19 protein-coding genes are annotated in these 25383 nt (G+C 44.3%); 10 read left to right on the forward strand and 9 right to left on the reverse strand.

What is annotated here, in order from left to right:
* Window positions 1-7: 7 nt before the first annotated feature.
* The 3 genes from BTO10_RS13265 to BTO10_RS13275 all read right to left on the reverse strand — a co-directional run bounded on the left by BTO10_RS13265 (window position 8) and on the right by BTO10_RS13275 (window position 2876).
* The gene (locus BTO10_RS13265) at window positions 8-982 is read right to left on the reverse strand and encodes an HlyD family secretion protein (protein ID WP_105024817.1); all 975 of its coding nucleotides are present in this window, start codon (window positions 980-982) and stop codon (window positions 8-10) included.
* A 3-nt stretch (window positions 983-985) separates the two neighbouring features.
* Entirely contained in the window at window positions 986-2434 is a 1449-nt protein-coding gene (locus BTO10_RS13270; protein WP_105024818.1) for a TolC family protein, read from the reverse strand.
* A 214-nt stretch (window positions 2435-2648) separates the two neighbouring features.
* On the reverse strand, window positions 2649-2876 hold the full coding sequence (locus BTO10_RS13275; RefSeq protein ID WP_004738340.1) for a hypothetical protein: 228 nt from the start codon (window positions 2874-2876) through the stop codon (window positions 2649-2651).
* A gap of 618 nt (window positions 2877-3494) precedes the next feature.
* Between BTO10_RS13275 and BTO10_RS13280 the strand changes: the two genes are divergently transcribed.
* From BTO10_RS13280 to gnd, 5 genes are all read left to right on the forward strand, one after another.
* Entirely contained in the window at window positions 3495-5147 is a 1653-nt protein-coding gene (locus tag BTO10_RS13280; RefSeq protein ID WP_105024819.1) for a sensor histidine kinase, read from the forward strand.
* Window positions 5148-5208: 61 nt separating this feature from the next.
* On the forward strand, window positions 5209-5904 hold the full coding sequence (locus BTO10_RS13285) for a response regulator (RefSeq protein ID WP_105024820.1): 696 nt from the start codon (window positions 5209-5211) through the stop codon (window positions 5902-5904).
* A 435-nt stretch (window positions 5905-6339) separates the two neighbouring features.
* Complete coding sequence (gene zwf, locus BTO10_RS13290; protein ID WP_004738336.1) at window positions 6340-7842, forward strand: glucose-6-phosphate dehydrogenase; 1503 nt, start codon at window positions 6340-6342, stop codon at window positions 7840-7842.
* Window positions 7839-8555, forward strand: a complete 717-nt coding sequence (gene pgl, locus BTO10_RS13295) for a 6-phosphogluconolactonase (protein WP_105024821.1) — start codon at window positions 7839-7841, stop codon at window positions 8553-8555. The genes zwf and pgl overlap by 4 nt, the downstream gene beginning before the upstream one ends.
* Before the next feature lie 29 nt (window positions 8556-8584).
* A complete protein-coding gene (gnd, locus tag BTO10_RS13300) occupies window positions 8585-10033 on the forward strand; it encodes a decarboxylating NADP(+)-dependent phosphogluconate dehydrogenase (RefSeq protein WP_004738333.1) in 1449 nt (482 codons plus the stop codon).
* 410 nt (window positions 10034-10443) lie between these two features.
* Here gnd and BTO10_RS13310 read toward each other — a convergent pair whose 3' ends face one another.
* Window positions 10444-11604: an HD-GYP domain-containing protein gene (locus tag BTO10_RS13310; protein WP_032554104.1), complete on the reverse strand. Its 1161-nt coding sequence runs from the start codon at window positions 11602-11604 to the stop codon at window positions 10444-10446.
* Window positions 11605-11992: 388 nt separating this feature from the next.
* Here BTO10_RS13310 and BTO10_RS13315 point away from each other — a divergent pair, with 388 nt between their 5' ends.
* Entirely contained in the window at window positions 11993-12406 is a 414-nt protein-coding gene (locus tag BTO10_RS13315; RefSeq protein ID WP_032554115.1) for a VF530 family protein, read from the forward strand.
* 126 nt (window positions 12407-12532) lie between these two features.
* Here the strand turns inward: BTO10_RS13315 and BTO10_RS13320 are convergent, their stop codons facing one another.
* From BTO10_RS13320 to BTO10_RS13340, 5 genes are all read right to left on the reverse strand, one after another.
* On the reverse strand, window positions 12533-12724 hold the full coding sequence (locus tag BTO10_RS13320; protein ID WP_004738330.1) for a hypothetical protein: 192 nt from the start codon (window positions 12722-12724) through the stop codon (window positions 12533-12535).
* Between the two features lie 223 nt (window positions 12725-12947).
* Window positions 12948-13706 carry a sulfite exporter TauE/SafE family protein gene (locus BTO10_RS13325; protein WP_105024822.1) on the reverse strand — a complete coding sequence of 253 codons (759 nt, stop codon included), beginning with the start codon at window positions 13704-13706 and terminating at the stop codon, window positions 12948-12950.
* 196 nt (window positions 13707-13902) lie between these two features.
* Window positions 13903-15423 (reverse strand): tripartite tricarboxylate transporter permease, encoded by a 1521-nt coding sequence (locus BTO10_RS13330; protein ID WP_105024823.1) that lies wholly within the window; start codon window positions 15421-15423, stop codon window positions 13903-13905.
* A 10-nt stretch (window positions 15424-15433) separates the two neighbouring features.
* On the reverse strand, window positions 15434-15934 hold the full coding sequence (locus BTO10_RS13335; RefSeq protein ID WP_105024824.1) for a tripartite tricarboxylate transporter TctB family protein: 501 nt from the start codon (window positions 15932-15934) through the stop codon (window positions 15434-15436).
* A 242-nt stretch (window positions 15935-16176) separates the two neighbouring features.
* On the reverse strand, window positions 16177-17148 hold the full coding sequence (locus BTO10_RS13340; RefSeq protein WP_004738325.1) for a tripartite tricarboxylate transporter substrate binding protein: 972 nt from the start codon (window positions 17146-17148) through the stop codon (window positions 16177-16179).
* 385 nt (window positions 17149-17533) lie between these two features.
* Here BTO10_RS13340 and BTO10_RS13350 point away from each other — a divergent pair, with 385 nt between their 5' ends.
* From BTO10_RS13350 to BTO10_RS13365, 4 genes are all read left to right on the forward strand, one after another.
* Entirely contained in the window at window positions 17534-20704 is a 3171-nt protein-coding gene (locus BTO10_RS13350) for an HD domain-containing phosphohydrolase (protein ID WP_105024825.1), read from the forward strand.
* Between the two features lie 395 nt (window positions 20705-21099).
* Window positions 21100-23346 (forward strand): inverse autotransporter beta domain-containing protein, encoded by a 2247-nt coding sequence (locus tag BTO10_RS13355; protein ID WP_105024826.1) that lies wholly within the window; start codon window positions 21100-21102, stop codon window positions 23344-23346.
* A gap of 50 nt (window positions 23347-23396) precedes the next feature.
* Window positions 23397-24128, forward strand: a complete 732-nt coding sequence (locus tag BTO10_RS13360) for a hypothetical protein (RefSeq protein ID WP_105024827.1) — start codon at window positions 23397-23399, stop codon at window positions 24126-24128.
* Between the two features lie 73 nt (window positions 24129-24201).
* Window positions 24202-25125, forward strand: a complete 924-nt coding sequence (locus tag BTO10_RS13365) for a hypothetical protein (RefSeq protein ID WP_105024828.1) — start codon at window positions 24202-24204, stop codon at window positions 25123-25125.
* The last annotated feature ends 258 nt before the right edge of the window (window positions 25126-25383 follow it).

Below are 25383 nucleotides of genomic sequence, written 5' to 3' on the forward strand. Positions count from 1 at the left end.
ACGTCACCTAAAGCTCAACCACAAGGCTCATACCCATACGCAGTGTTTCGCTTGTATCTACAGGGCGTGCTTCTACTTCAAATGTACGTAAGTCAAAGCCTTGCGCAGCATCGGTTGAGCGCCAAGTTGCAAAATCACCCATAACAGCAATATGCGTCACTTGGAAAGTCAGCGACTTATCTAAAGCGGGTAGGTAAGCTTCAAATTGTGCGCCTTTCTCAAAGTGCTTGAGCATATCTTCACGAACGTTAAGTACTGCCCATGCATCTTTAGTATCGATCACAGTGACAACTGGAAACCCTTGTGGCGCTAACTCTCCGCTACTCAGTAGCACTTGAGATACCTCACCGCTGAACCAGCTGTGGATCTGTGTGTCTTTTGCATAAGCTTCAACTTCAGCGACTGCACCGGCGGCCATCAATGCTTTTTGAGCGGCCGCCACTTTGGTCTCATCACGAGCACCTTCTTGTGCGAGCTGATACATCTGGAAAGCGGCGCTTTCTGTGTATTTTGCTGCTTGCCACTGTGTTTTGGCTTCGTCACGTTTTTGCTCTGCGACTACGCCATCGTTGTAAAGGTTGTTTACTCGCTGGTAGGTTTTTTCCATTAAATCAGCGGCTGCTTTGGCTTTCAGCCATTGGTCTTTGGCCGCTTGGATTTGCTGAGTACGTGCGCCATTTTCTGCTTCTTGAGCCAGAGCTCCAGCCGCTTTTTCACCAGCTTTAGCTTGTTCTAACTTTGCATCAATTTCCGGGCTCAGAAGAGAAAAGATCAACTCACCTTTCTCAACAGAGTCGCCTTTCCGTACAAAGACTTCGTCAATTCGGCCTGGTACTTTCGAAGAGATGCTGTATTGCTGAGCATCGATTTGGCCTTGAAGCTTAACGGGCTGAGGTTGGTACGCTTGGTAAAAACTGTATCCGACCCAGCCAACAATACCGATACCAACTATAGATAGAAGAAGAGGCTTAATAGGTTTCATGAATTATCCTTTTGACTGGCTAGCGGTGTCTGTTTTTGAGTCGAAATCAGACGTAACAGAAGAAGTTAAGTAACTCGAGTAAGCGTTCATTTCGCTGCTTAGCGCTAAAAGCTTGTTGAGAGAGATTAAGTATTTAAATCTTGCAGCGGATTGCTGTGTTTTGATGCTCGCAAGGTATAGCTCAGCGTCAACCACTTCTAAAGAGTTAGAGAGCCCTTGAGTGAAGGCCTTTTTGCGAAGTAGCAGATTCTCTTGAGCTAGCGATAAGCTAGAGTTTAGCCCTTGGACTTCTTCAATAGCTTGGTTTGCTTCGAGATAGGTCTTTTGCACCAACACGGTTAAGTCTTGCTTCGCTTGCGACTTAAGGAATTTAACTTGCGATACTGCACTGTGCGCAGCCGCCACTTTGTCTGAACGACCTGAAGTGTCGAGTAGTGGCACGTTAACACCGATTCCAACTAACCAATCTGGTTTCATTTCACTGGCGAGTGAATCGTCTTCATAGAGGTTGTAATCTCCGTACAGGTAAACCTCTGGGTAGTACTTGCCTTTTTCTGCTTTGATTAAGCTACTTGCTTGCTTCTCTTTCGCATCGAGAATTTTTAGGCCCGGATAAGTCATCAATGTTTGATCAATAAACACATCCATATGAGGTAGGTTTTTGTTGATAAACAGTTGCTCTGAAGGTTCGACGCTTTGGCTTTGACCAAGAATTTGGGTAAGGGCTAATTGAGCAATCTTAAGATCATTTTCAGCCTTGGTGCGTTCCACTACCGCTTTATCTAAAGAAGCGTCTGCTTGAAGGCGTTCTACTCGTGCAATTTGCCCTTGCTGTTCCATCTTGATAGCGAAATCTCGGTGCTGAGTTAAGCCAGCTTCGACTGCTCGACGCGTTTCTACGACATCTTCAGCTAAGATCACTGAGAAGTAGTATTTGCTTAAGTCTTCGTAGCGAGCCTGCTTTTCCATCAAGAGTTGGCTTTGCGCTTCTTCGCTTTTACCTTCAGCAGCCGTTTGTGCTGCGGTAATTCGACCACCTGTAAAAATGGGCCATACTGCACGAATAGAAGAACTGAAGATATCTTGCTCGGTAATCGTTGAGGTAATGCCGCCGAGCGCACTGATAATTTGAGGAGGAACAGGGAGACCAATGGAGGGTACACCACTCAGGCTATCAGCGAACTGTTCACCATTGATGGTTACATCATTATCAAGGTGAGTGTAGTTAGCACCTAGCGTCACTGAAGGCAGGTTGAGGCTTCCAGTTGCATTTTGGAGATGTTGATAACGCTCAACATTAGCTTGTTGAGCCGCAAGAGAATTGTTGTTCTCTTGAAGAATTTGCCACGCCTCAGAAAAAGTGAGCGGGGCAGCATAGCTTGGCGTACTGATAGTACCGAAAAGGATACTGGCAATCGCAAGGCATCGGAATGTCGGTTTGGTCATCTGCATTAATTACCAAATTAGAGTATTAACTCTAATGTTAACAGGGGGATCATCATTTGTCTTGAACAGATTACCTTATGTGGGCAAATAACCTAATCAATCGTTAACATAATGTGAATGCTATTAAGGATTTAGCGGCTTAAGACAAAGAAACAAAAAAAGCACGACGAATCGTGCTCTTCAAGTTCAGTATAGAAGAAATTACTACAAATGGTGGGTGCTATTTAAAGCTTGGGCAATGGTGATCGGCACGCCACACCAATTGTCGTGAACCTTGCATCGTTTGTAATAAATCTCTACCTGACATTTGCGGGAAAGCTAACAACACTTTTAGATCGAGAGGGGAAGTCTCGTTCTTCTCATATGCTCTGACATGAGTAAAAGTAGATTGTAAGTTTTTGAACAGCATAGCCTTTGTAAGGCAGATTCCAAAAGTATCGCGTTTCATTGCCTGGTTTCCTTTTCAACAATGTTTATACGTTATGTTTTTTATCCTGTTTCTATTGGACGTAGCCATTGATCGATACTTCCTGCTCATCAATGCTTTATTATTGGGTGCTACTTTTATCAGTCACCTCTTCGTTGTCTAACTAGCCGGGTATGGAATAGCGGTGGATGAATAGGGGAGAATACTTAATCCGCTTGTTCATCATTCGTAACGGCGAGCGCGCAACTTTTACTGATCGATACGTCCAGTGAGTGAAGAGTTGTTGCCTTTGGGTTAACCGACAGTCTTGTTTAAAACGTTGTCTTAAAGTTGCAACGTATAGTTTGGCAACAATAAACTCCTTCATATGCAACCATTATAATTGTAATTATTTTAAACAACCTAAAAAAACACCTAAAAGCTTAGTGATCTAGCTCAATATTTACTCGATTATTTGAGTTTTTTAGCTAATCCGTTCTAAAAATGAACGATTTGATTGGGTGGAGAACATAAAGGAATATCAATTAATAATCTGGTTAATTATTTAGTTGAGCAATAGTCACAAATTCGTATTGGCGTAAAGGTGCTGTGATTAACTTAGTGTTAACATTACCTGCTAAGCACTAGGGGCGGATTTATATGAGATGGAGTAGTATCAGCTTCCGAAAAAGGTTGCTGATTATCATGACGGTAACTGGACTTGTTGAATTGTTGATCCTTTCAGCAGCGGGTTTTGCTTATATCAAACAATCTCAAGAGCAAGAAATGGGGTTGAAAGCGCTGGGTGTGGCTGAGTTTCTTTCGGAATCTCCCCTTGTAGCGAGCATTATTGAAGAAAAAGGAACCCTGAATCCCGAAGGCGTCCCACATACACTTCCTGAAGAAACTCAAGCCAAATTCCGAAACCTTACTCAGCTGATTGGTGCTGCATTTATCGTTGTTGGTGACGAGAAGGGCGTTCGTTTGATTCATCCCTATGACGATAGGCTTGGCAAACCAATGCGAGGCGGCGATAACCAAAAGGCCTTGGTGCATGGAGAGTCCTATGTGTCGACCGCGAAAGGCTCTATGGGTTTTTCAGTACGTGGTAAATCAGCGGTAAAAGACACTGACGGCACGATAATTGGTGTTGTCTCAGTCGGCTATCTTTTAGATTCCCTACAAGACAGAATAGAACCTTATTTGGCTTTTTTGATTGTGATGGCATTGCTGGTGGTCGCAGTAAACGCTCTTATTTCAAGCTACGTTTCTCGTCGTTTCCAACGCGCTATCTTGGGGTTTGAACCCGAAGAGATCGGCCGCTTATATGTCGAACTTGATGTGACTATGAGTACAGTTAAAGAGGGCATCTTAAGTATCGATAAGAACGGAATTTTGCGCTCAATAAATAAGAGCGCCTGCGATATTTTATCTATCGACAGAGAATCCGCCCTAAATCAACAGCGCCTTTCTGATGTGTTGGTTGGCAGTGACTTGGAGCAGTTACTATCGACAGGTGACACTGATCATGACATCGAGCTGTATCTTAATAACAAACGAATCATCGCCAACCGAAGCCCCATCATTGTTGCGGGTGAAGTAGTAGGAGCGGTATCCAGTTTCCGATTACGCGATGAGATTAGTGATTTAACGGATCAGCTTTCCCAAACCAAAGAATATGCCGATTTATTACGCTCACAAACTCACGAGCATAAGAACAAGCTAAACACGATCAGTGGCTTGATCCAGATGGGGGAGTTGGAATCTGTTCGGCAATTGATAGGGCAAGAAACAGCGCACTATCAAAGCCTTATCGAGTTCTTGAGAGAAACGGTAAAAGATCCACTGATAGCGGGCATGTTGTTGGGCAAAACCGAGCGCGCACGTGAGATAGGCTTAGAACTCAAGGTTGAAGAGGGGTCTAGGCTCGAGGTATTGCCAAGTTGGCTGAACGCTGATGATGTCGTGACTATTCTAGGTAACCTGATTGACAATGCTTTTGATGCGACGATGGCAGCGATAAAGCAAGAGGGGCAGATTGTCCCTTCACGTCGAGTGATTGAAGTGTCTATCAGTGATTTTGGCAACGAGATCATCGTGGAAGTGGAAGATAAAGGATGTGGATTACCCAAGCACTTGGCAACTGACGCGCTGACTGAAAAAGGGGTGTCTAGTAAAGCCAAACAAAACCGCGGTGTTGGTTTGTATTTGGTTAAGCAGCTCACCGACCGCTATCAAGGGCAGTTAGAAATGGTCGACAACAACGACTTTGGCTCGCGCATGACAGTGTATTTGCCGAAAGAAGAACAATAAAACGTGAGTGATCCTATGGAGATCGCCGTGACGAAAAATAATGGTTAAAGGAAGAGCTTAAATGAACGCAATCACGAGAGTCATGGTCATTGAAGATGATATTGCGATTGCAGAACTTCACCATCGCTATCTAGAGCAGATGGGAGGTTTTGATGTTGTCGGAATAGCGACCACCCATTCAGAAGCGTTAATGCAGCTGGATATCTTAAAGCCAGATTTAGTGCTTTTAGATGTGTATCTGCCAGACGGTAGTGGGCTCGATATTCTTAACCATGTTAGAGGTAACAACCAAGGGTGTGATGTGATTTTAATCACCGCAGCCCGAGATGTGGACACCTTACAGACAGCGATGCGTGGCGGCGTGGTGGACTACCTATTGAAGCCAGTCATGTTTCCTCGCTTGGAAGCTGCGCTGAAGAAGTATCAGTCACAGCAACAAGAGTTCGAGAGCGTTTCAGATCTTAACCAAGGTTTGGTTGATAAGATGTTGCAAGCCAATGCTAAAGCTGACACTGCAAAAGTATCGACGTTGCCTAAAGGGATCGACGGCGTAACGCTCGATAAGATTCGCGCGATTTTTCAACAGGCAGATTCTGCGAACATCACGGCTGATGAGGCTGGTGAACGCATTGGTGCAAGTCGAACTACAGCACGACGCTATCTTGAGTTCTTGATTACTACCGGAGAGTTAGCCGCTGATTTGAATTACGGTACAGTGGGACGACCTGAACGCTGCTATAACAAAGCCACAAGGTAGCGTATCTATCCTTTTTTTAAGAGATAACCTTTTGCTACTCATTATGTGTAAAACCAGTTGAATAAGCTGGTTTTACTTTCTTTTCCACCGCTCTCTACTCACTCCACAGACCAGATGCCATTCTTTCTCGACTACAATGTTCGAGAATGCCGATTTGCTTCTGTTTCAACCCTTGAGAAATCTATGGTCGATTATATTTTGCTCGAAAAGAGTCAATATTTAATCGATTGCCTTCACAGTGGTTGATGTAAATCAAATACTCATAGACAATACTGTCCCGAATAGTGGTGATAGCATTCACCCTCGTTTACCAAACGCATTCTCAAGTGTAATAGGCACTTGCTATTGATGTAATAGCCAAGACCTATTATCTATTTTCGTATGTCGCTGATACCTTTAGCGAATACTAAAAACCTTGTTTTTATAGGAAAGATGATGGTAATACCTGAAAACAGCAGCATCGTTATTTTTGGTGCGTCGGGAGATCTAACTTACCGTAAGTTAATTCCTGCTTTGTACCACCTGTATGCTAGCAATCAACTACCAGAATCCTTTGCGATTCTTGGAGTGAGCCGTACTGAGTACAGCGATGAGTCTTACCGTGAGAAGCTGAAGAAGTCTCTTCAGGAAATGGAACAAACTGAACCAGAGACGCTTAATGCATTTATTGAACATTTGCATTACCAAGCGATCAACACTTCAGATGTAGACGATTACGCTCGTTTAGCACAACGTCTAGACAAACTTGAGCAAGACTACCAATTCGAAAACCACAACACTTTATTCTACTTGGCAACGCCGCCAAGCCTGTACGGTGTTATCCCAGCAAACCTTGCTGCGCATGGCCTCAACGATGAAACGAATGGCTGGCGCCGTCTGATCATCGAGAAGCCATTTGGTTACGATTTATCTTCTGCTCAAGCGTTAGATGAAGAGATCCATCATCACTTCCAAGAACACCAGATCTACCGTATCGATCACTACTTAGGTAAAGAGACGGTACAAAACCTTCTAGTGCTTCGTTTCTCAAACGCGATGTTTGAACCACTGTGGAACCGTAACTTTATTGATTACGTTGAAATCACAGGTGCAGAGTTCCTTGGCGTTGAAGAACGTGGCGGCTACTACGATGGTTCTGGCGCTGTTCGTGATATGTTCCAAAACCACTTGCTACAAGTATTAGCAATGGTTGGTATGGAGCCACCAGCTCAAATTAATGCTGACTCTATTCGTGACGAAGTGGTTAAAGTACTTCAGTGTCTGAAGCCTCTTGAAGAAGAAGACCTGCGTAAAGATCTCGTGCTAGGTCAGTACACTGCTTCTGACGTTCGCGGCCAGCACTTGTTGGGTTACCGTGAAGAGCACGGTGTTGCAGATGACTCTCGTACTGAAACTTACATTGGTCTGAAAGCGCACATCAATAACTGGCGTTGGAATGGGGTGCCATTCTACGTGCGTACCGGTAAACGCTTACCAACACGCGTGACGGAAATCGTGATTCACTTTAAGAACACGCCGCATCCAGTATTTGGTCAAGATGCACCAGAGAACAAACTGATTATCCGTATCCAACCGGACGAAGGTATTCAGATGAGCTTTGGTTTGAAAGAGCCGGGCGCAGGCTTCAAAGCAAAAGAAGTGAAAATGAACTTCTCTTACTCTGACTTGCCAGAAACTCAAATGCTAACAGCTTACGAGCGTCTACTTCTTGATGCACTAAATGGTGACGCAACTCTGTTTGCACGTACCGATGCGGTAGAAGCATGTTGGAAGTACGTTCAACCAATCTTAGACTTTAAACAAGATCCTCAAGCACTGTTTGGCTATGCTTGTGGTACTTGGGGCCCACAGGAAGCGGATGAACTTCTGCAACGTGATGGCCGAGCATGGCGTTTCCCATGCAAAAACTTAACAGACACGGATTACTGCGAACTATGATCAACCACAAGATCTTTGAAACGCCAGAGCTAGTTGTTGAAAACCTAGCAAACGAAATGAAAGCGTACAGCGAGCAGGGAAAACCTGTTCACATTTCACTGTCTGGTGGTAGTACACCTAAAATGCTTTTCAAACTATTGGCTCACGCGCCATACGCAGAAGGCATTCAATGGAACAACCTTCACTTCTGGTGGGGTGACGAACGTTGTGTTGCACCGGATGATGCTGAAAGCAACTACGGCGAGGCAAACGCACTTCTATTCTCTCAAGTGAACCTTCCTGCAGAGAACATTCACCGTATTCGTGGTGAAGATGAGCCAAAAGCTGAAGCTGAGCGTTTCGCTAAAGAGATGGCTGATGTGATTCCTTGCGAAAACGGCACACCAGTTTTCGATTGGATTCTGTTAGGTGTTGGCGCAGACGGCCACACGGCTTCACTATTCCCGGGTGCAACAAACTACCAAGATGAGAACCTGTCTGTACTGGCTTCTCACCCTGAGTCTGGTCAAATCCGTGTTTCTAAAACTGCGAAAGTTTTAGAAGCAGCAAAACGAATCAGCTACCTAGTACTGGGTGCAAGTAAAGTTGAGATCGTTAAAGAAATTCATACTACTCCTGCTTCAGAGTTGCCTTACCCGGCAGCGAAAATCCAGTCTAAAACTGGTGAAACAGAGTGGTTCCTAGATTCAAATGCAGCAAGTGCTATCGCATAATCGCGAATAGCCGCAAGGAGATATAAATAATGAAAGGTGATATCGGTGTAATTGGCCTAGCAGTAATGGGTCAAAACCTTATCCTAAACATGAATGACAACGGCTTTAAAGTTGTTGCTCACAACCGTACTGCTGCGAAAGTAGACGAGTTCCTAGAAGGTCCAGCGAAAGGTACAAACATCGTTGGTGCTTACTCTCTAGAAGAGCTTGTTGAGAAGCTAGAAGCACCACGTAAAGTGATGCTAATGGTTCGTGCTGGTGCAGTTGTTGATACTTTCATCGACAACCTAATTCCACTTCTAGACGAAGGCGACATCATCATTGATGGTGGTAACACTAACTACCCAGACACTAACCGTCGCGTAGCGCACTGTCGTGAAAAAGGCATCCACTTCATCGGTACTGGTGTATCTGGTGGTGAAGAAGGCGCTCGTTTCGGTCCTTCAATCATGCCAGGCGGCGCAGCTGAAGCTTGGGAAGCGGTTAAGCCAATCTTCCAAGGTATCTCTGCAAAAACTGACGCTGGCGAGCCATGTTGTGACTGGGTTGGTAACGACGGTGCTGGTCACTTTGTTAAAATGGTACACAACGGTATCGAATACGGTGACATGCAGCTTATCACTGAAGCTTACCAGTTCATGAAAGACGGTCTTGGTATGTCTGCAGACGAGATGCAAGCTGTATTTGCTGATTGGAACAAGACTGAGCTAGACAGCTACCTTGTTGAAATCACTGCTGACATCCTTGGTTACAAAGATGAAGACGGTGAGCCTCTAGTTGAGAAGATCCTAGACACAGCGGGCCAAAAAGGTACGGGTAAATGGACTGGTATCAACGCACTAGACTTAGGTATTCCACTAACGCTTATCTCTGAGTCTGTATTCTCTCGTTGCCTATCTGCACTAAAAGATCAACGTGTTGAAGCTGAAACTCTATTCGGCAAGACAATCACACCAGTTGAAGGTGACAAGCAAGAGTGGGTTGATGCACTACGTCAAGCGCTACTAGCTTCTAAGATCATCTCTTACGCTCAAGGCTTCATGCTAATGCGCGAAGCGTCTAACGAGAACGGCTGGGATCTAAACTACGGTAACGTAGCACTAATGTGGCGTGGTGGTTGTATTATCCGTTCTGCATTCCTAGGCAACATCCGTGATGCGTACGAAGCAAACCCAGACATCGCGTTCCTAGGTTCTGACGAGTACTTCAAAAACATCCTACAAAGCAGCCTAGCGGCATGGCGTAAAGTAGCAGCAAAATCTCTAGAGTCTGGTATCCCAATGCCATGTACGATTTCTGCGCTATCTTTCCTAGACGGTTACACAACTGCTCGTCTACCAGCTAACCTGCTTCAAGCTCAACGTGACTACTTCGGTGCTCACACTTACGAGCGTACTGACCGTCCACGTGGTGAGTTCTTCCACACAAACTGGACTGGTACAGGCGGCGACACTGCTTCTACAACTTACGACGTATAATCCTAGCGAGAAGTTGTTAAGAGCTCAGGCGCTCTAAAATGTGAAAGCTAGAAATCAAAAGGATGCCAATTGGCATCCTTTTTTGTTGGCTGCGGTTTAGTTAACGCTTGATATTAGATTGAGATCTTGCAGGGTAAGTACTAGGGCGTGTTGATCTTTCGTGGTTAAATTTTGTTCGAGATAAAAGCGTTTTAATCGCGGCGAGGGGGAAGTGGCCTAGTCATTCTAAGCAAATCTCCCTCAACAAAGAGTAAAACGCTTTTAGTCGAACCCTTCGGGCAGCGTTTGCTGGTCATTTCTACTGCGTTATCGGCTTCTCATGTAGGCTAGCTACACGTCAAAGCCTCTGCCTTGTATAAATACCCAGCAACTCGCTGCAAAAACCAGTTCGAAAGAACAACACGCCCTAACTAAGCTGTCATGGCTTGCGGTTGAATATCGTCGTTATATTGCTTTCTAATTGACAGGAAGTAGTCGAGGTTCTGTTTCAGTGCTTTGACACACTGTGGGTCAAACATCGAACCGTTGTGTACCTCTATGTATTCCATCACTTCATTTAATGTCCATGCTCTTTTATAGGCTCTCTTACTCATTAGCGCATCAAACACATCCGCTAATGTCACTATTCTGGCTTCCAACGGTATGGCTTGTCCTTTTAAGGCGTCGGGTAGGCCTGAACCATCAAACCTTTCATGGTGATGACGCACGATATTCTTGATGAACTGAATTTCTTTTGAACACATTGAACTGTGGTGAGATAGCGAAACCACATCGTTAATCATGTCTTCCCCATATAACGTATGGTTGTTCATTATCGCTCTTTCCTCATCGGAGAAACGCTCGGTACTGAACAATACATTATCTGGAATTCGGTATTTCCCGATATCGTGAAAGGGTGCATATAAGCGAATACGATGAATGAACTGGTGGGTAATCTCTGTGTTTGTATTTGATAGGGTTCGAGCCAATTGTTCACTGTATTTGCCCATTCTAATCAGATGATCTTTGGTTTCCGGATCGCGAGCGTGTCCCATATTCAGTGCAATTGCTAAGGAAGATTGGAAGTGACGTTGCCGCTCGAACAGTTGAATGAACAAGCTTGAGATGACTTGAGTGAGATAAGCCATATCGCATTGTATTGATGATTTAGATAAGAACCCAATCGATGAGGCATTCACGAATACAAACCCAAGATTATGTTCTTGATAGTGAATAGGGGTTGTGTAACTGCTCTGATGGCCGAGCTTTAATAAATGGCAAGTTTGCTCTGTTGGTGGAGTCGAGCTGAGATCATGAATGATGCGAGTATCGAGAGATTCTGCTAATCGGGACAACGCTGATTCTGGTTTTATTTCTAGATCAATATAACGATGTTCAGCTTCTTTACTCAGGGCATCTGACACAAAATAGTTCGATGCTCTATTGTCACTGCATAATATGACCGAGAGCCGTGATAATGAGGGGTAATGTTCACGAGCTAGCCGGAAAAGGTCATCTACGATGGCGATAATGTCCTTATCCTGTGCGGCTAATCTATTGATCTGGGAGTAGTCAAACATGTTGCAAGCCAACCTTTAATTATAGTTATATCATTGTTTAGTAGGGGGGTTTTTATTTTTCGACGTTACTCAAACCATAGCACTGCGTGCGGATAAAAGACAATAACAATAAAAAAATAAAGGTTATTTCAGTTTGTTCTCATCATTTTTGTTAACTCGTACTTTTGTTTGTGTAGGTCCAAACAGCAGCTAGACCAAATGTTGAGTGTCAGAGCATTTAATGAACGTTTTAAAATTAAATGAAAAGATAAATAGGATAACCAACGTGCTTTATGCCATCATAACGACATAGATAAGGGCAATGGACATAATGCCTAAGTGATCGAGCAAGAAGCGGTCAGTGATGACGGCGTTCTCGCGTATATTCAAGGCGTTGATCTGCCTTGAAAAAGGTAATGTTATGACTGAAGAAGAAAGAATCGAACTGCAACGAAATAACCCACTGCATGGTTTAAAGCTTGAAACCATGATCACTGAATTAGTGGACCATTATGGTTGGGAGATTTTAGATGCAGCAATGCGTATGAACTGCTTTAACACTAAGCCAACCATCGCAAGCGCTGTTAAGTACCTTAAGAAGACTGAGTGGGCTCGTGAAAAGGTTGAAAACTTCTATCTTTACCGTTTCAAGCGTATGCCTAAAGCGTCGGATATTGAATACCAAATGCCCCCACGTTCACGTACATTCCGCCACGGGCTCGAACCTCGTGAGCCTATGGAGCTAACAGTCGAGTCGATTCAAGCTTCTCAAGCGAAAGCGGCTTCTGCATTTAAAGCTCGTCGTGGCGGCAACGGTCGTAATTTTCGTCGTTAATAAGAAGGCGTCGATAAATTGGACGCCTTTAGAGACGAGCGTTACGCCAAGAAAGCGCTGACCACAAAATACAAAAGGAGCCTAAGCGCTCCTTTTTTCGTGTATTCAGCTTAGTGCTGTTAAGTTTTAAGCTTCGCGATTTCTCTTTTGGTTCTTCCAGATATCGACGACATAAACGATGGCGCTGACCAGTAAGAAGAGCGCAGATACAGAAAAAAGAGCAGGCATTTTTAGGATCCACGCGAACGTTGCGGCAAGAAAAGCCACAAAGCAAATGAGTCGACTTGATGACATGACATGACCGAGTTTAATGTTTATAACGCCTCCTAATGAAGTCTCATTTTCGACAGGAGAATTATCCCACTTTGCTCATAATAAAGGCTAAAAAATAGCCTAAATTAATATCAAATTTACTAATTCGATGACGGTATTCACACATTCCAAGCTGGCTACTATATAAGTAATAGAATAGCGGTCTGGCTAGTTCGAGAGTAAAGTTGTGTAGATAGTCACTCTTGCATGAGTAACAAAAATTCTTCGTTTAACTGGTGTAAAAAAAGTAAGCCGTGATTAAGAAACTAGCAATGATCACTGTATTTCGAACGTATTGTTGCGGAATACGACGGGAGACTTTGGCTGAGTAATAACCACCAACTAAGGTTCCCATCAAAACTGCTATACCCGATGGCCAGTCAATCGAACCTTTGACAATAAAAAAGACTATCGCAGTAAGGGAAGCACAAGCCGAAACCAATAACTTGATGCCATTCATAACATTAATATTGGTGTAGCCAGCTAGAGCCAAGTAGCTCAATGTCACTATGCCTAAACCCGCATTGAAATAGCCCCCGTAGATACAAACAATCAGTAGTAACAATGCTGAAAAAAATGCCCCAGCGCTGGTGGCGTGTTTGTGTTTCGCGGTTGCTTGCTTAAGCCATTTGTTTAGTGTCCCACCAAAGGTAAACAGTAGTGCGGCAAAAAGCAGTAACCAAGGCACGGAATGGGTAAATAGAGCCTCTGGCGTGTGCAGTAACAAGAAAGCACCAATACCGCCACCTAACACGCATAAAGCGATAACGAGTTTGAGTTGCTTGGTACCGGATTGAATCTCATGACGTAACGCGTATGCGCCACTGATGTAGCCGGCACAAGAGGCGAAAGTATTCGTGGCGTTGGCCGCAATCGGAGGGACGCCTGCAAACAATAGAGCAGGGAAGGTTATGAAGCTGCCACCTCCTGCAATAGAGTTAAGCACACCACCAATTACTCCTGACAAAAATAGAACCAACCAATCCATAGTTTTGAATCCAACGCGTTAAATGACTGGTTACCTTACTTTATTTTGTTAAGAATATCAGAGCTGAGCGTTTTAAAAGCGTGAGTTTGTGAGTTTGCTACCATCTTAAAGCCGTGTTTATTCTCAGCGGAGGATAAAAAAAAGGAGCCAGAGGCTCCTTTAGGGTTTCGAACTTTGTACCATGTGTGAGTGTTGATTACACCTCGACAGGTTTTGCTCTAAAGCTCTTGAAGAGCTTAACCAGAATCGGGCTTGCAAGAACCAACACGGCTAGGATCGTGAATGTCATCGTAATTGGTCTTTCCCAAAGGAAGCTCAGTTCACCATCACTGATCATCAGTGCTCGTCTTAAGTTCTCTTCCATCAAACCACCTAAGATAAAGCCAAGCAGTAGCGGTGCGAGAGGGAAGTTAGCCAGCCTCAATGCAATGGCTGCCATCGCAATAATCAGCATCACAAATACATCCATGGTATTGAAAGAGACCAAGTAAACACCTGTGATTGAGAAGAACAAAATCATTGGTAGCAATACGGTTCTCGGTACAGCCAACAGTTTAGAAATGTACGGGATAAGCGGTAGGTTCAAGATAACCAGTACGATGTTACCAAAGTACATAGAGATGATTACTGACCAGAATACATCTGGATGCTCAACAAATAGACGAGGACCCGGCTGAATACCGTAAGCGATTAACGCGCCAAGCATGATAGCTGTTGTACCAGACCCAGGAATACCAAGCGTTAGCAGTGGTACGAATGAGCCGCTTGATGCTGCGTTGTTTGCCGATTCGGGAGCAACAAGACCGCGAATGCTTCCTTGACCAAATTCTTTCTGTTTGTCTTTTGGTGCAAGGCTGCGCTCCATGCCGTAACTGAGGAATGCCGCAATAGTGGCACCTGCGCCCGGTAGTACACCTGTAAAGAAGCCAAGGATTGAAGAGCGAATGGAAACCGGCGCGACTTCTTTGATCTCTTCTTTGGTCACTTTCATGCTACCGATATCAGACATCTTTTGGCTTTCTTCAGCACTGGTGTCTTTTTCTGGTTTAAGAATGCCCATTAAGGTTTCGCCCAGAGCAAAGGTTGCCATCGCAAGTAGTAGGAAGCTAAAACCGTCCATTAAGTCTGTTAGGCCGAATGTGAAACGCTCGACCCCAACACCTTTGTCGATACCTACGGTTGATAGCATTAAGCCTAAGATAGTCATCATCCACGCTTTGATAACCTGACCCGGGCCAGCAAATGCTGCTACAGCAGAGAGACCTAATAGCATCAGTGCAAAGTAGTCAGAAGACTGGAAACTCAGTGATACGCTTGCTAAAGCCGGAGCCGCGATTAATAGCATGATTGCTGAAAGCGTACCGCCAGTAAAAGAAGAGTACGCAGCAAGGGCTAGTGCTTTACCTGCTTGGCCTTTTTGCGCCATTGGGTAGCCGTCGAAAGCGGTTACAACTGTTGAAGAACAACCTGGAGCGTTGATTAGGATTGATGACGTCGAGCCGCCAAATACCGCGCCATAGTAAACACCCGCCATCAAGATAAGGCCAGAAGAAGGATCTAGACCGTAGGTGATAGGGATCATTAGAGCAATCGCTGAAATTGGACCTAATCCTGGAAGCATACCGATGAAGGTACCAACGAAACAGCCCACGATAACCATCATGATGTTCATTGGCATCACGGCGGTTGAAAGTCCTTGTAAAATTCCGTCTAACATAATGTTGTCCCTACCAAAGAGTGAAGATTAAACCAGGCTCTAGGTAGATATCTAAGCCTTGAGTTAAAAGAAGAAAGAATGCGATCACGAAAGGAAACGATGCGCCAAACAAGATTGACTTGCGGCGCTCTCCCAGTAGGTAAAAGCCAGCAAGCAAAAAGAAACTTGTTGCTAAAACGAAGCCTAGGTATGTCAGTCCAATGCCGTAAAACGCCATTAGCACTAAGAAACCAATCAGTAGTTTCCAGTTCAAAGGCGCGGTTTCACACTTAAGCTTTTTGTCTGGTTGGCCAGTAACAAGCAAAATTAGTGAAAGGCCGATGCCAATGAAAGTCAGTAGGGTAGGCAATGTTCTTGCAGTAAAGGGTTCGTACTCATCACCGGGAAATAGCGGAATTAGGGTAGTTTGGTAGCCGTAGCACAAGCACGCTAGCATGAAGATCATTGCGCCGAGACGATCACTCGAAAGCAGAGACTCTTTGCTAAAAAATTTGGTTGGTAAGTCCGACATATCCAACTCCGTTTGGGGTGTGTAGAAAGTAAAAAAAGCCGTATATGAGCGAGTTAATGAGTAATGTCTGGGATCACTAACCGAAAGTAAGCGAATTACAGTGCTGCTTTAGCCACTTGCGTGTACAACGAATCGGCAAGCTTTGGTAATACGTTACTAATAAACAAAGGAGTTTTAGTAAACTCATGTACGGCGAAACAAGGAAAGAGTAAGAGGGCACTATGACCCTCTATCGTTATTGGTTACTTCAAAAAACCTAGCTCACGCATTAGGTCGCCCATCTGTTTTTCTTGATCTTCTAAGAAGGCGTAGAAGTCTTTGTCGGCTTTGTAGTTATCGATCCAACCGTTACGGTCACGAACCACTTGCCACTCATCGGTTTTGTACATTTTTCCTAACGCTTCGTTCCACTCATCGATCTTCGCTTGGCTTGTGTTTGGAGCCGCGAAGAAACCACGCCAGTTCGCAAATACAGTTTCATTGCCGTACTCGGTTAGTGTTGGGATATCTGGTGCTGCTTCAAGACGTTTTGGTGCCGTTACTGCCAGTACTTTTACTTGTCCTGATTTAGACATCTCTAGTACTTCACCAAGACCGGTTGATAGGAGTTGTGTCTCACCAGAAAGCAGTGCTGCCATCGCTTTACCACCAGCATCGTAGGCGATGTAACGAACTTTCTTAGCATCAAAGCCTTCACCTTTAAATGCCGCTGCAACCACTAGGTGATCCATGCTGCCTCGTGCAGAGCCACCAGCGATTTTTACCTTACGAGGGTTACTTTCGAATTCTTTTACTACGTCTTCCCAAGTGTTGTATTTAGAATCCGCAGACGCAACGATCGCACCATAGTCAGCAATCGTTGCAGCAACTGGTGTTAGGTCGCGGAAAGATTGAGGGAAGATACCTGTTAGTGAGCGAACAACGATAGGGGTGGAGTTCACCATCAATGTGTCTTCTTGACGTTGTGCCGTTTCAATTAGATGAGCAATTGCTTTACCGCCGCCGCCACCAGATAGGTTTTGGAAAGAGACATTTTCTACGATGTCTGATTTCACCAGTACATCACCAGTACCACGCGCTGTCATATCCCAACCGCCACCAGCGCCGCCAGGGATTAGGAAGTGGATTTTTTCTACGTCTGCAGCAAAAGTGTTGAAAGAAAAGGTTGCTGCGATAATAGAAGCCGCAAGAGTAGGTTTCAGTGCCTTGAACATGGTTCACGTTCCTTATGTAGGGGATCTCTTCAATGGAGAGAAACTTATGTTTTATATCTAGCTGCTAAACATCACTCTCGGGTGCTGCTCAGCAGGTGAAGTTAAAGTTAACGGCGTGTTAACAAAGTGTCTTCAATGCGGCGATATTGGGAATAAAGAACTTTGGGTGAATAAAGTTCATAAAGTTCACGGGAAGTGATAAGAGATTCATTTATATTGATAAATATCACTTAAATTAGAGGATAGTGCGACGTAGAGAACAGTATAAGAAGCGTACAACACATGGGTCTAAGTTTCTATTGAAGGGGTAGATATGACGTAGTAAAAAAGATAAATGTATCACGGATGTTAAATTTCCAAGCTGGAATTATTCAAGGATAGAATAATGACAAACACAAAAATCTCATTACGGGTGACCGTTGGCGGGATGTTTTTACTTGCAACGGTACTTACGGCAATTGTTGCTGTATCACTTCAATATTACTTTAGCAAAAAGATGGCTACTGAGCATACCTTGTCCAAACTCACCATGGTTTCTCAGGATTTAAGCGAATACATAGGTAGTGTTGATTTAGATGCGATAAACACAGCACATTTACTTTCTTCAGTGAATCGCTCAATGAGCGACCAGATCTCAAGGGAAGAGTCGCGTGATATTCTCTCTGAAGCCATAAAAGGCAATCCGCTGTTCTACAGTATTTATATTGGTTCATCCAACGACAACTTTTTCCAGATCATTAATTTGGAATCCTTTCCTCAGGTTAGAGCAAAAATAGGCGCACAAGATAGCGACAGTTGGGTGGTCATTGACATTAGCAATGGCGAAAAAGGTCGTATTCGTCAAACCAGATACTATGATCTTGATTTTAACCTCAGGGACTCCAAAGCTGAAAAAAGTAATTACTTCCCAACCACAAGACCCTGGTATGTCTCTGCCAATACCGAGACTGTCGAGAAAACCCAGCCATATCTCTTTCAACACCTCCAAATTACAGGCCAAACATATTCATTAGCGTTTGAATCCAAAGCAACGAGCGACACTCAACATGTGATAGGGATTGATATTGTTTTGTCTTCGTTAGCGAGTAAGCTATCTGTGAGTGCGTTGGGTTTAGATGAAGCTAGTCAAGCTGAATCCTTTCTATATTCTAAAGCGGGCAATATTATTGCGTCTAATCGCAATTATCAGTCGAACAACACACTCCCTCAAGCGAATCAAATTAATTGGTCTTCACAGCAACAAAGCATAATAGACAATACATCGCCTTTATTGTTTTCAAATCAAAGTGACCGGGGACCGATGGATTTTTCAGTATCAGGAAAACCACACGGTTATGCGATTGATCTATTGAAAATGATCAGTGAGGTGAGTGGAGTGCAGTTCGAATTTGTAAATGGCCTCTCGTGGGCGGAGTTAACAGGAAAATTCCAAAAGGGAAGTATTGATGGCTTACACTCGGTTCAAAATTACGAAAGCAATGGCATTATCGGTTTATACACTGACCCGATCTATGAACTACCGTTTGCTGTAGTCACTAAACGTGATGCTCCAGCAGTAATTAACTACCGAGAGCTTGATGGAGAGAGCGTAGCTATTGTATCTGGATGGTCAATGACACCGAAGTTAAAAACTGATTTCCCAAATATTAAGCTTTTGGAGTTTAAGGATATTGAGGCAGCGCTAGACGCTGTCGACAACGAAGAGGTTTTTGCGGTAATTGATGTTAAGCCTGTACTGTCATTTTCATTGGATAAGTTCTTCCATCAGAACTTGAAAGTGAGTGAAGCGCTGCTTGATCTAAAAACAGACTATCCTAATCAATTCCATATTGTTTTGCAGAATAAACACCAATTGCTGTTACCTATCATCAATCAAGCAATCAAGTCGCTTACTGATGAGCAGAAAACGGCGTTAGCTCAAAAGTGGTTTGATCATCAGGCTATGGATGCGGGTACGACGATTCCTTACACGGAACTCTATGAAAAAACCGCAACAGCGACCGTCGAGGGGGAGATGGTTGAGCTAAACCTCAATGGTGAACTTAAACACCTATATTTGAAGAAGATCGATACGGGTGAGCACTACTCAGAATACTTTGCTGTGGTTATCCCTGAGGCTGAAGTATACAGCGCAGTTAACAAGCGAGTAGCGACCTCGGTTAGTGTGACAGGTTTATTAATGAGCCTCACCTTGCCTGTAGCGTGGTTCTTTGGCGCGCCGATTGTGCGGCCAATACGTAAGCTCAAAGTTGAAACTAACAAAGTAAAGCAGCGCGACTATGACAATGTGTCCGTGCTTGATACTCCTATCAAGGAAGTATGGGAACTATCTGTCGCAGTTAAAGACATGGCCGCCGAAATAAAACAGCACGAACAAACGCATGAAGCCTTTGTAGAATCTTTTATTAAGCTGATTGCACAAGCCATCGATGACAAGTCTGCCTATACCGCAGGGCATTGTAACCGTGTACCTGAGCTCGGATTGATGTTGGCAGAAGCGGCTGAAAAATCTCAATCAGACTACTTTAAAGACTTTAAATTTGAAAATGACGATGAACGTCGCGAGTTTAGAATAGCTGCGTGGCTGCATGACTGCGGAAAGATCACCACGCCAGAACATATCGTCGATAAAGGCTCTAAGCTAGAAGCGAACTACAACCGTATTCACGAGGTGAGAACACGATTTGAGGTGCTTTGGCGTGATGCAGAGATTACGGCTTTGCGTAAGCAGCTTGAAGGTGAATTGCCAACGGATCAGATAGCCGAAGAGTTAGCTATAACGAAGAAAAAGTTACAAGACGATTTTGCGTTTATCGCGACATCTAATGTGGGTGGTGAATTTATGAGTGATGATAAGGTTGCCCGTATTCATTCTATCGCTGAAACGACTTGGACGCGTAATTTTGATGACCAATTGGGTTTATCGCCAATAGAGGCGATGAATAGGATACCTAACTCCAGCTTACCCGCTAAAGAGCAACTTTTAAGTGATAGACCAGAACACATAGTGAAACGCGACCGACCATTAGAGTTTGATCCTAAGCATCAAATAAAAATGGATGTTCCTGAGCACTTGTACAATCTGGGAGAAATTTATAACTTAAGTATCTCACGTGGCACTTTAACGGTGGAAGATCGATTCAAAATCAATGAGCATATGATAGGTACCATCAAAATGCTTGAAAGCCTGCCATTCCCGAAAGAACTTAGCCGAGTGCCGCGCTATGCGTCGACTCACCATGAAACGCTTAAAGGTACTGGTTACCCTAGAAAGTTAACTGCAGAGGACCTTTCTATTCCAGAGCGTATCCTAGTTATATCGGACATTTTTGAGGCGCTGACCGCTGCTGATAGACCTTATAAGAAAGCGAAGCCAATCAGCGTTGCCATCGACATCATGCACAAGATGGCTCTGGATGAACATATTGACATAGAACTGTTTAGGCTGTTCCTAACGAGTGAGACCCACATTCGATACGCTGAAACGTATTTGAAGCCAGAGCAAATAGACAGCGTCGACTTGTCGAAATATCTCCAGAAAAGTGCAGCCGCTTAATACATCTCAGTTCAAAGGTGCTTCGCTACTCGATGCAAATTAGGTAAATACGCGGTTTACCTTTAACTTGGCAGGACTTAAAAGCGCACCCAATTGGTGCGCTTTTTCTATGCAATATCACTATGTGTTAATAAGCTCTCAGAAAAACAAGATGAAAAAAAATTTCATTTTTTGAAGTAACAATTTATTGATTGGTAACCCATATTAATAAGGAGTTTACTTGGTAATTTCATCAATAAAAAACTAAAAAAGTTCTAAATTACACACCTTTTAGCTATCACATTACCTTCCAAATTATTGAATTTAAGTACTTTTCATCTTTCACGGTGAATCACGCGGTAATTCACGCTTTCTTGATTAAGATTCTGAAAAATTTTTGAAGAATCCATTTTGTCATGTTTAAGCCACGAACCATTAATGCTGTGTTCTTACTGCCATGTAGTTTGGCTGTGAGCCTAGCATGTTATGCAAACCCATTAGAGGGCGACCAATTAAAACCCCTAGAGGTAGCTTCAACCGTACAAGCTAACAACACGCAAGTTAGCAATGAGCAAGCGACGGTGAAAAATACCTTTGTCACGTTTTCAGCTTATCAAGTCGATGAAGCGCTGCTAAATGTCATTACTAGCATGAGCACCTATTGTCGTGAGGTTGAACTTGGGAAGGACGAGCTTCAGTGTGGTCCATACAGTGATGCGGAGTGGAAAACGGTAGAGCCACTTATTGCTGAATTGACCGATCACCAATATCAGACCCGCAAGGGGTTAAATAGTACTTCGTTGCCAAACCTGGCTTTGGACGAGGGTAAGCTTAACGAAGTTAACCCTTATGTTGCTCCAATGACTTCTGAACTCGTGACCATTGCTCAACAGCAGTCTGAGCAGGGCAACATTCGCGCCTACCAAGAGCAAGTACCATCTCGTTTAGTGGCTGCTGGTGTGAGTGAAACAGAAGACTGGTTATCTGAAGCTTTTGGTGGCGCGCAGTTTGATTTAGGCGTCTCTTTAGCGAAAGGCAGCAAATGGCAAGTTGATCAGGTTGAAAGCCTGTTCCCTTTTTGGCAAGCCGACAATAAATCTTTGTGGTTTATTCAAGCGGGTGCGGTGTTTAACCAAGACGACTTCCATGGCCGAGACTTTTCGCACATTGGTACGGGTTATCGTCAACTCGCTGAAGATGAGTACTACGGGGTAAACACCTTTATAGATTATGACCATCAGCGCTATCACCGAAGAATGAGCTTAGGTTTTGAGTACGGGGTGGGTTACGGAAACATGAGCTCCAACTTCTACTTTCCTCTGTCGAATTGGAAAGATTCGCCGGACGAGTATGAAGGGATGAACAGCCTTGTTGAAAAGCCTGCGAAGGGTTGGGATCTCACGCTAGAAAGCTATCTACCGATGGATACACGCTGGAAGGTGAGTGGTACTGCGGGTCAATATCTTGGTCGATACGTAGAACATCGCGATGGCAGTAACCCGACCAAAAACCCGTTGCGTTTCGAGTTAAACACCGAGTTTAAACCGACCAAAGAGCTGGCGTTCTCATTGGGATACCAAAATGAGGAAGGGGCAAGTGAACAGTGGATAGCTGGTGTTAACTATACCTTGTCTCTTGGCGGTTTCTACGAGCCTGAGCGCCGTGAAGTTTTCCAAAGCTCGTTACCAAAACAAGACCGTTTAACGGACTTTGTTGAACGTGACCATAACATTGTTTTGGAATACAAACAGAAATACGCAGAGATCAGTATTCGTCTGCCTGAATCTGTGGTGGTTGCAGAAAATTCTCAGCAGTCATTAGCGGAGTGGATGGAGGTGAAAGGGGGACCTGACATCGTCTCTTACACCTGGTTAGGTACTGCTAATCCGTATCTGAACAGTCAGAGTGCTTCGGTACCTTTATTTACCGCGCCAAGCTACCGCTATGACGGCAACAATACACTTTCGCTCAAGGTTCGATACAAGCTAAAAAGCGGCCAAGTGAAAGAGTCTAACACCATGTCAATTACGATCACTGATAGTAAGTTTCTCGAGTCAATTTCGTTTGAGCCGGAAACCGCGACCGCGGGTGAAAGCATTGTTGCGAGTGCTTTATTGAGCAAAGCCGTTGCCGATATCCCGGTGACCTATCAAATCACCGCAGAAGACTTAACATCTTTGACGTTAAATGGGGAGACGTTAGAGCTGGAATCGAACCAAGCGAACTTCGTTTACCAAACTGTCACCAATGAAGAAGGCATCGCTGAGCTGGTTTTACTGAGTCATGTGGCGCAATCCGTTACGGTAACAGCAATTTACGACCAGAACGAACAAGACGCAAAGCAAGGCAATATCGAGTGGTTAAAGGGCAGTGTCTATCGTGTCGACCTGTTTCATGAAGGGCATCATCTAGATGAAGACCTATTCACGACAGAAGCCATCACAGCTTATGTGTTCGAAGATGAAGCGGCGGTCTTAGACCTTTCTCAATACTCGTTCCAATGGTTCCGAAGAGAGCATGATACGCAAAACGAATTTACCAAGGTGGCGAACGCCAATCAGCAAAAGTACGTGTTGAAAGGCGAAGACCAAGGGTTCCAGTTCAAAGTCCAAGTGACAAAGAAAAAATCGTCGGATTCAAAGTCGGCGACAAACAACAAGTAATTCATAACTAACAATAAAACATGAACGTTTTCGTTCAGAAAGGAAAGACAATGAAAAAATCAATGATCACTATCGGCCTACTTATGGGTGGTTTTACAGCAACAGCAGCTTGGGCTATCGAAAGTGTTGCGACTGCACCTGTACTGGGTCACCAGCCAACGGTATCGGCTCCTGTAGTAACTACACCTGAAATTCTATGGGCACCAGCACCTATCGAAGTTAAGTTTGATACACCGACTCTTGAAGACCAAGACGATGATGCCATCACCAAGGTGACATACTGGCTACAAGACGCGGGTGGCACCAAATACGCAAAAGTAGATGAAGCGGATATCAGCGAACTGGACGACGGTGTCATTACATTTTCAAACTTCACTGAGTTAAAAAACAAACAATTAAACCTAGTGTGGCAAGTTCATACTCAATACGGCTACCCATCAACAACGCTTGTGTCTAATGAAATGACTTCGAACAGCTTCACGGTTGGTGCGAAGACGGCTCTTACCATCAGCGGTACAGCTGAAGTGGGTCAAACTCTGACGGTACACGCGGATGACGGTGCGGTTGTTGACTTGGCTATCGCAGACGTGACGTTCACACTGACAGAAAATGAAACAGACACAGCTGGCCTTTACCCGAAAGGCGATGCTCAAGCTGCGCTTCAAGCGGCGCTGGTTGATGCCGGTAACGACCTAACATTCGTATTACCGAAAGAGGCACAAGGTTACACGATCACTGCGTCTATGAACGAGGCACAAATTACTCGTGCTTCACTACGTTAATCCTTTGAGATTGCTTTAACCACTAACCAAGCGGGCTGTTTTCAGCCCGCTTTCTCTCGATAGGGGTACAACCATGATACGTCAATCCATCATCACTATTTTGGCTTTATGCTGCTCTTGGTCAGCGATGGCAGAATGCCCTGAAAACCAAGTTTGTTCAAACCACACGCCAGCCATTTCAGGCCACGGCTACCCAACGGATATGCCCGAATGGAATGTGGCACCGAGTGAGAACAACACCATAGGCACTGGCCCTATTTCCGTTCGTCCGATTCAAGATCTCGATCCCGATGGCGATGAGGTCATTGCTGATTCAAAAACCTACCAGTGGTGTAATGAGCAGGGAGAGTGCTTCGCGAATTCGCCAACCCTAACCATCAACCCATCAGACATTGATAAGGTGTTTGATAAAGGCGTGGGCTTTAAACCTCTGACCGTGACGTACAGCGGCAAGGTCGAAAAGGGCTACCCAGAAGCAACGCGCACTTTTGAAAGTGAACCGTTACCTGTGGCACTGCAGTACCCGCCAGATGGCACCAAAGGGATCTGTTACGAAGCACAATCTGTCAATTATATGCAAATTAGCTTTACCAATATTGATTTAAACGCAGCTGGAAGTCGACAGTACAGGTTGAGCTTTGAGGCGCTGGCGTTTGATTCTGTGCCGGGCGTGGTTGAAACTACAGAATCGGCAACTGTAATTGATGTTAATTTCTACCCCACAACCCCAAAATTTAAAAGCAAAAAGCTGCCCGAAACGCTGGTTGTCGACTTTTCATACAATGGCAAAAACCCGATATCGATTACGCTGACCAAGTCGCCGATCCCTCCTTTTGTTGGTTTTGTGATGTATAAAACACCAACTGGTTCACAATTTGATTACCCGAAGACAACCCCTGAAATAACCATCAGCGATGTTAGCTTTGATTTCAATATGGCGGGCAGTGACCAAGACAGACGAACAAGCATGGTTTATTGCCAGCAGTTTGACCGCTAACCATCGCAATAGGACTCATTGAGTTTGCCATGCATTTTAGTTTGCGATCGCTGAGGGCAAATCGATGATTGCCTTCAGAGATCGCTAACCAATCGTCTTTATATCATATCAATCGGCTGTAGGATGGCCGTTTGTTCTCGCCGTTGTATGCCACTCACTCAGCACGCATAAAATCACGATTCAATGCACCCGTTTTTACCGCTTTTAGAACGGGCTGACTCGTGCCCTTTAATCATTTCCCTTTTTATTTAATCACCA

This window comes from Vibrio chagasii (assembly GCF_002954585.1).
GTDB lineage: Bacteria > Pseudomonadota > Gammaproteobacteria > Enterobacterales > Vibrionaceae > Vibrio > Vibrio chagasii_A.

Bases quoted from the DNA above. Each gene is read 5' to 3' on its own strand.
- BTO10_RS13265 (WP_105024817.1), bottom strand. From the start codon at position 982: ATGAAACCTATTAAGCCTCTTCTTCTATCTATAGTTGGTATCGGTATT.
- BTO10_RS13360 (WP_105024827.1), top strand. From the start codon at position 23,397: ATGAAAAAATCAATGATCACTATCGGCCTACTTATGGGTGGTTTTACA.
- BTO10_RS13280 (WP_105024819.1), top strand. From the start codon at position 3,495: ATGAGATGGAGTAGTATCAGCTTCCGAAAAAGGTTGCTGATTATCATG.
- zwf (WP_004738336.1), top strand. From the start codon at position 6,340: ATGGTAATACCTGAAAACAGCAGCATCGTTATTTTTGGTGCGTCGGGA.
- BTO10_RS13325 (WP_105024822.1), bottom strand. From the start codon at position 13,706: ATGGATTGGTTGGTTCTATTTTTGTCAGGAGTAATTGGTGGTGTGCTT.
- BTO10_RS13275 (WP_004738340.1), bottom strand. From the start codon at position 2,876: ATGAAACGCGATACTTTTGGAATCTGCCTTACAAAGGCTATGCTGTTC.
- BTO10_RS13340 (WP_004738325.1), bottom strand. From the start codon at position 17,148: ATGTTCAAGGCACTGAAACCTACTCTTGCGGCTTCTATTATCGCAGCA.
- BTO10_RS13350 (WP_105024825.1), top strand. From the start codon at position 17,534: ATGACAAACACAAAAATCTCATTACGGGTGACCGTTGGCGGGATGTTT.
- BTO10_RS13285 (WP_105024820.1), top strand. From the start codon at position 5,209: ATGAACGCAATCACGAGAGTCATGGTCATTGAAGATGATATTGCGATT.
- gnd (WP_004738333.1), top strand. From the start codon at position 8,585: ATGAAAGGTGATATCGGTGTAATTGGCCTAGCAGTAATGGGTCAAAAC.
- BTO10_RS13330 (WP_105024823.1), bottom strand. From the start codon at position 15,423: ATGTTAGACGGAATTTTACAAGGACTTTCAACCGCCGTGATGCCAATG.
- pgl (WP_105024821.1), top strand. From the start codon at position 7,839: ATGATCAACCACAAGATCTTTGAAACGCCAGAGCTAGTTGTTGAAAAC.
- BTO10_RS13270 (WP_105024818.1), bottom strand. From the start codon at position 2,434: ATGCAGATGACCAAACCGACATTCCGATGCCTTGCGATTGCCAGTATC.
- BTO10_RS13315 (WP_032554115.1), top strand. From the start codon at position 11,993: ATGACTGAAGAAGAAAGAATCGAACTGCAACGAAATAACCCACTGCAT.
- BTO10_RS13365 (WP_105024828.1), top strand. From the start codon at position 24,202: ATGATACGTCAATCCATCATCACTATTTTGGCTTTATGCTGCTCTTGG.
- BTO10_RS13355 (WP_105024826.1), top strand. From the start codon at position 21,100: ATGTTTAAGCCACGAACCATTAATGCTGTGTTCTTACTGCCATGTAGT.
- BTO10_RS13335 (WP_105024824.1), bottom strand. From the start codon at position 15,934: ATGTCGGACTTACCAACCAAATTTTTTAGCAAAGAGTCTCTGCTTTCG.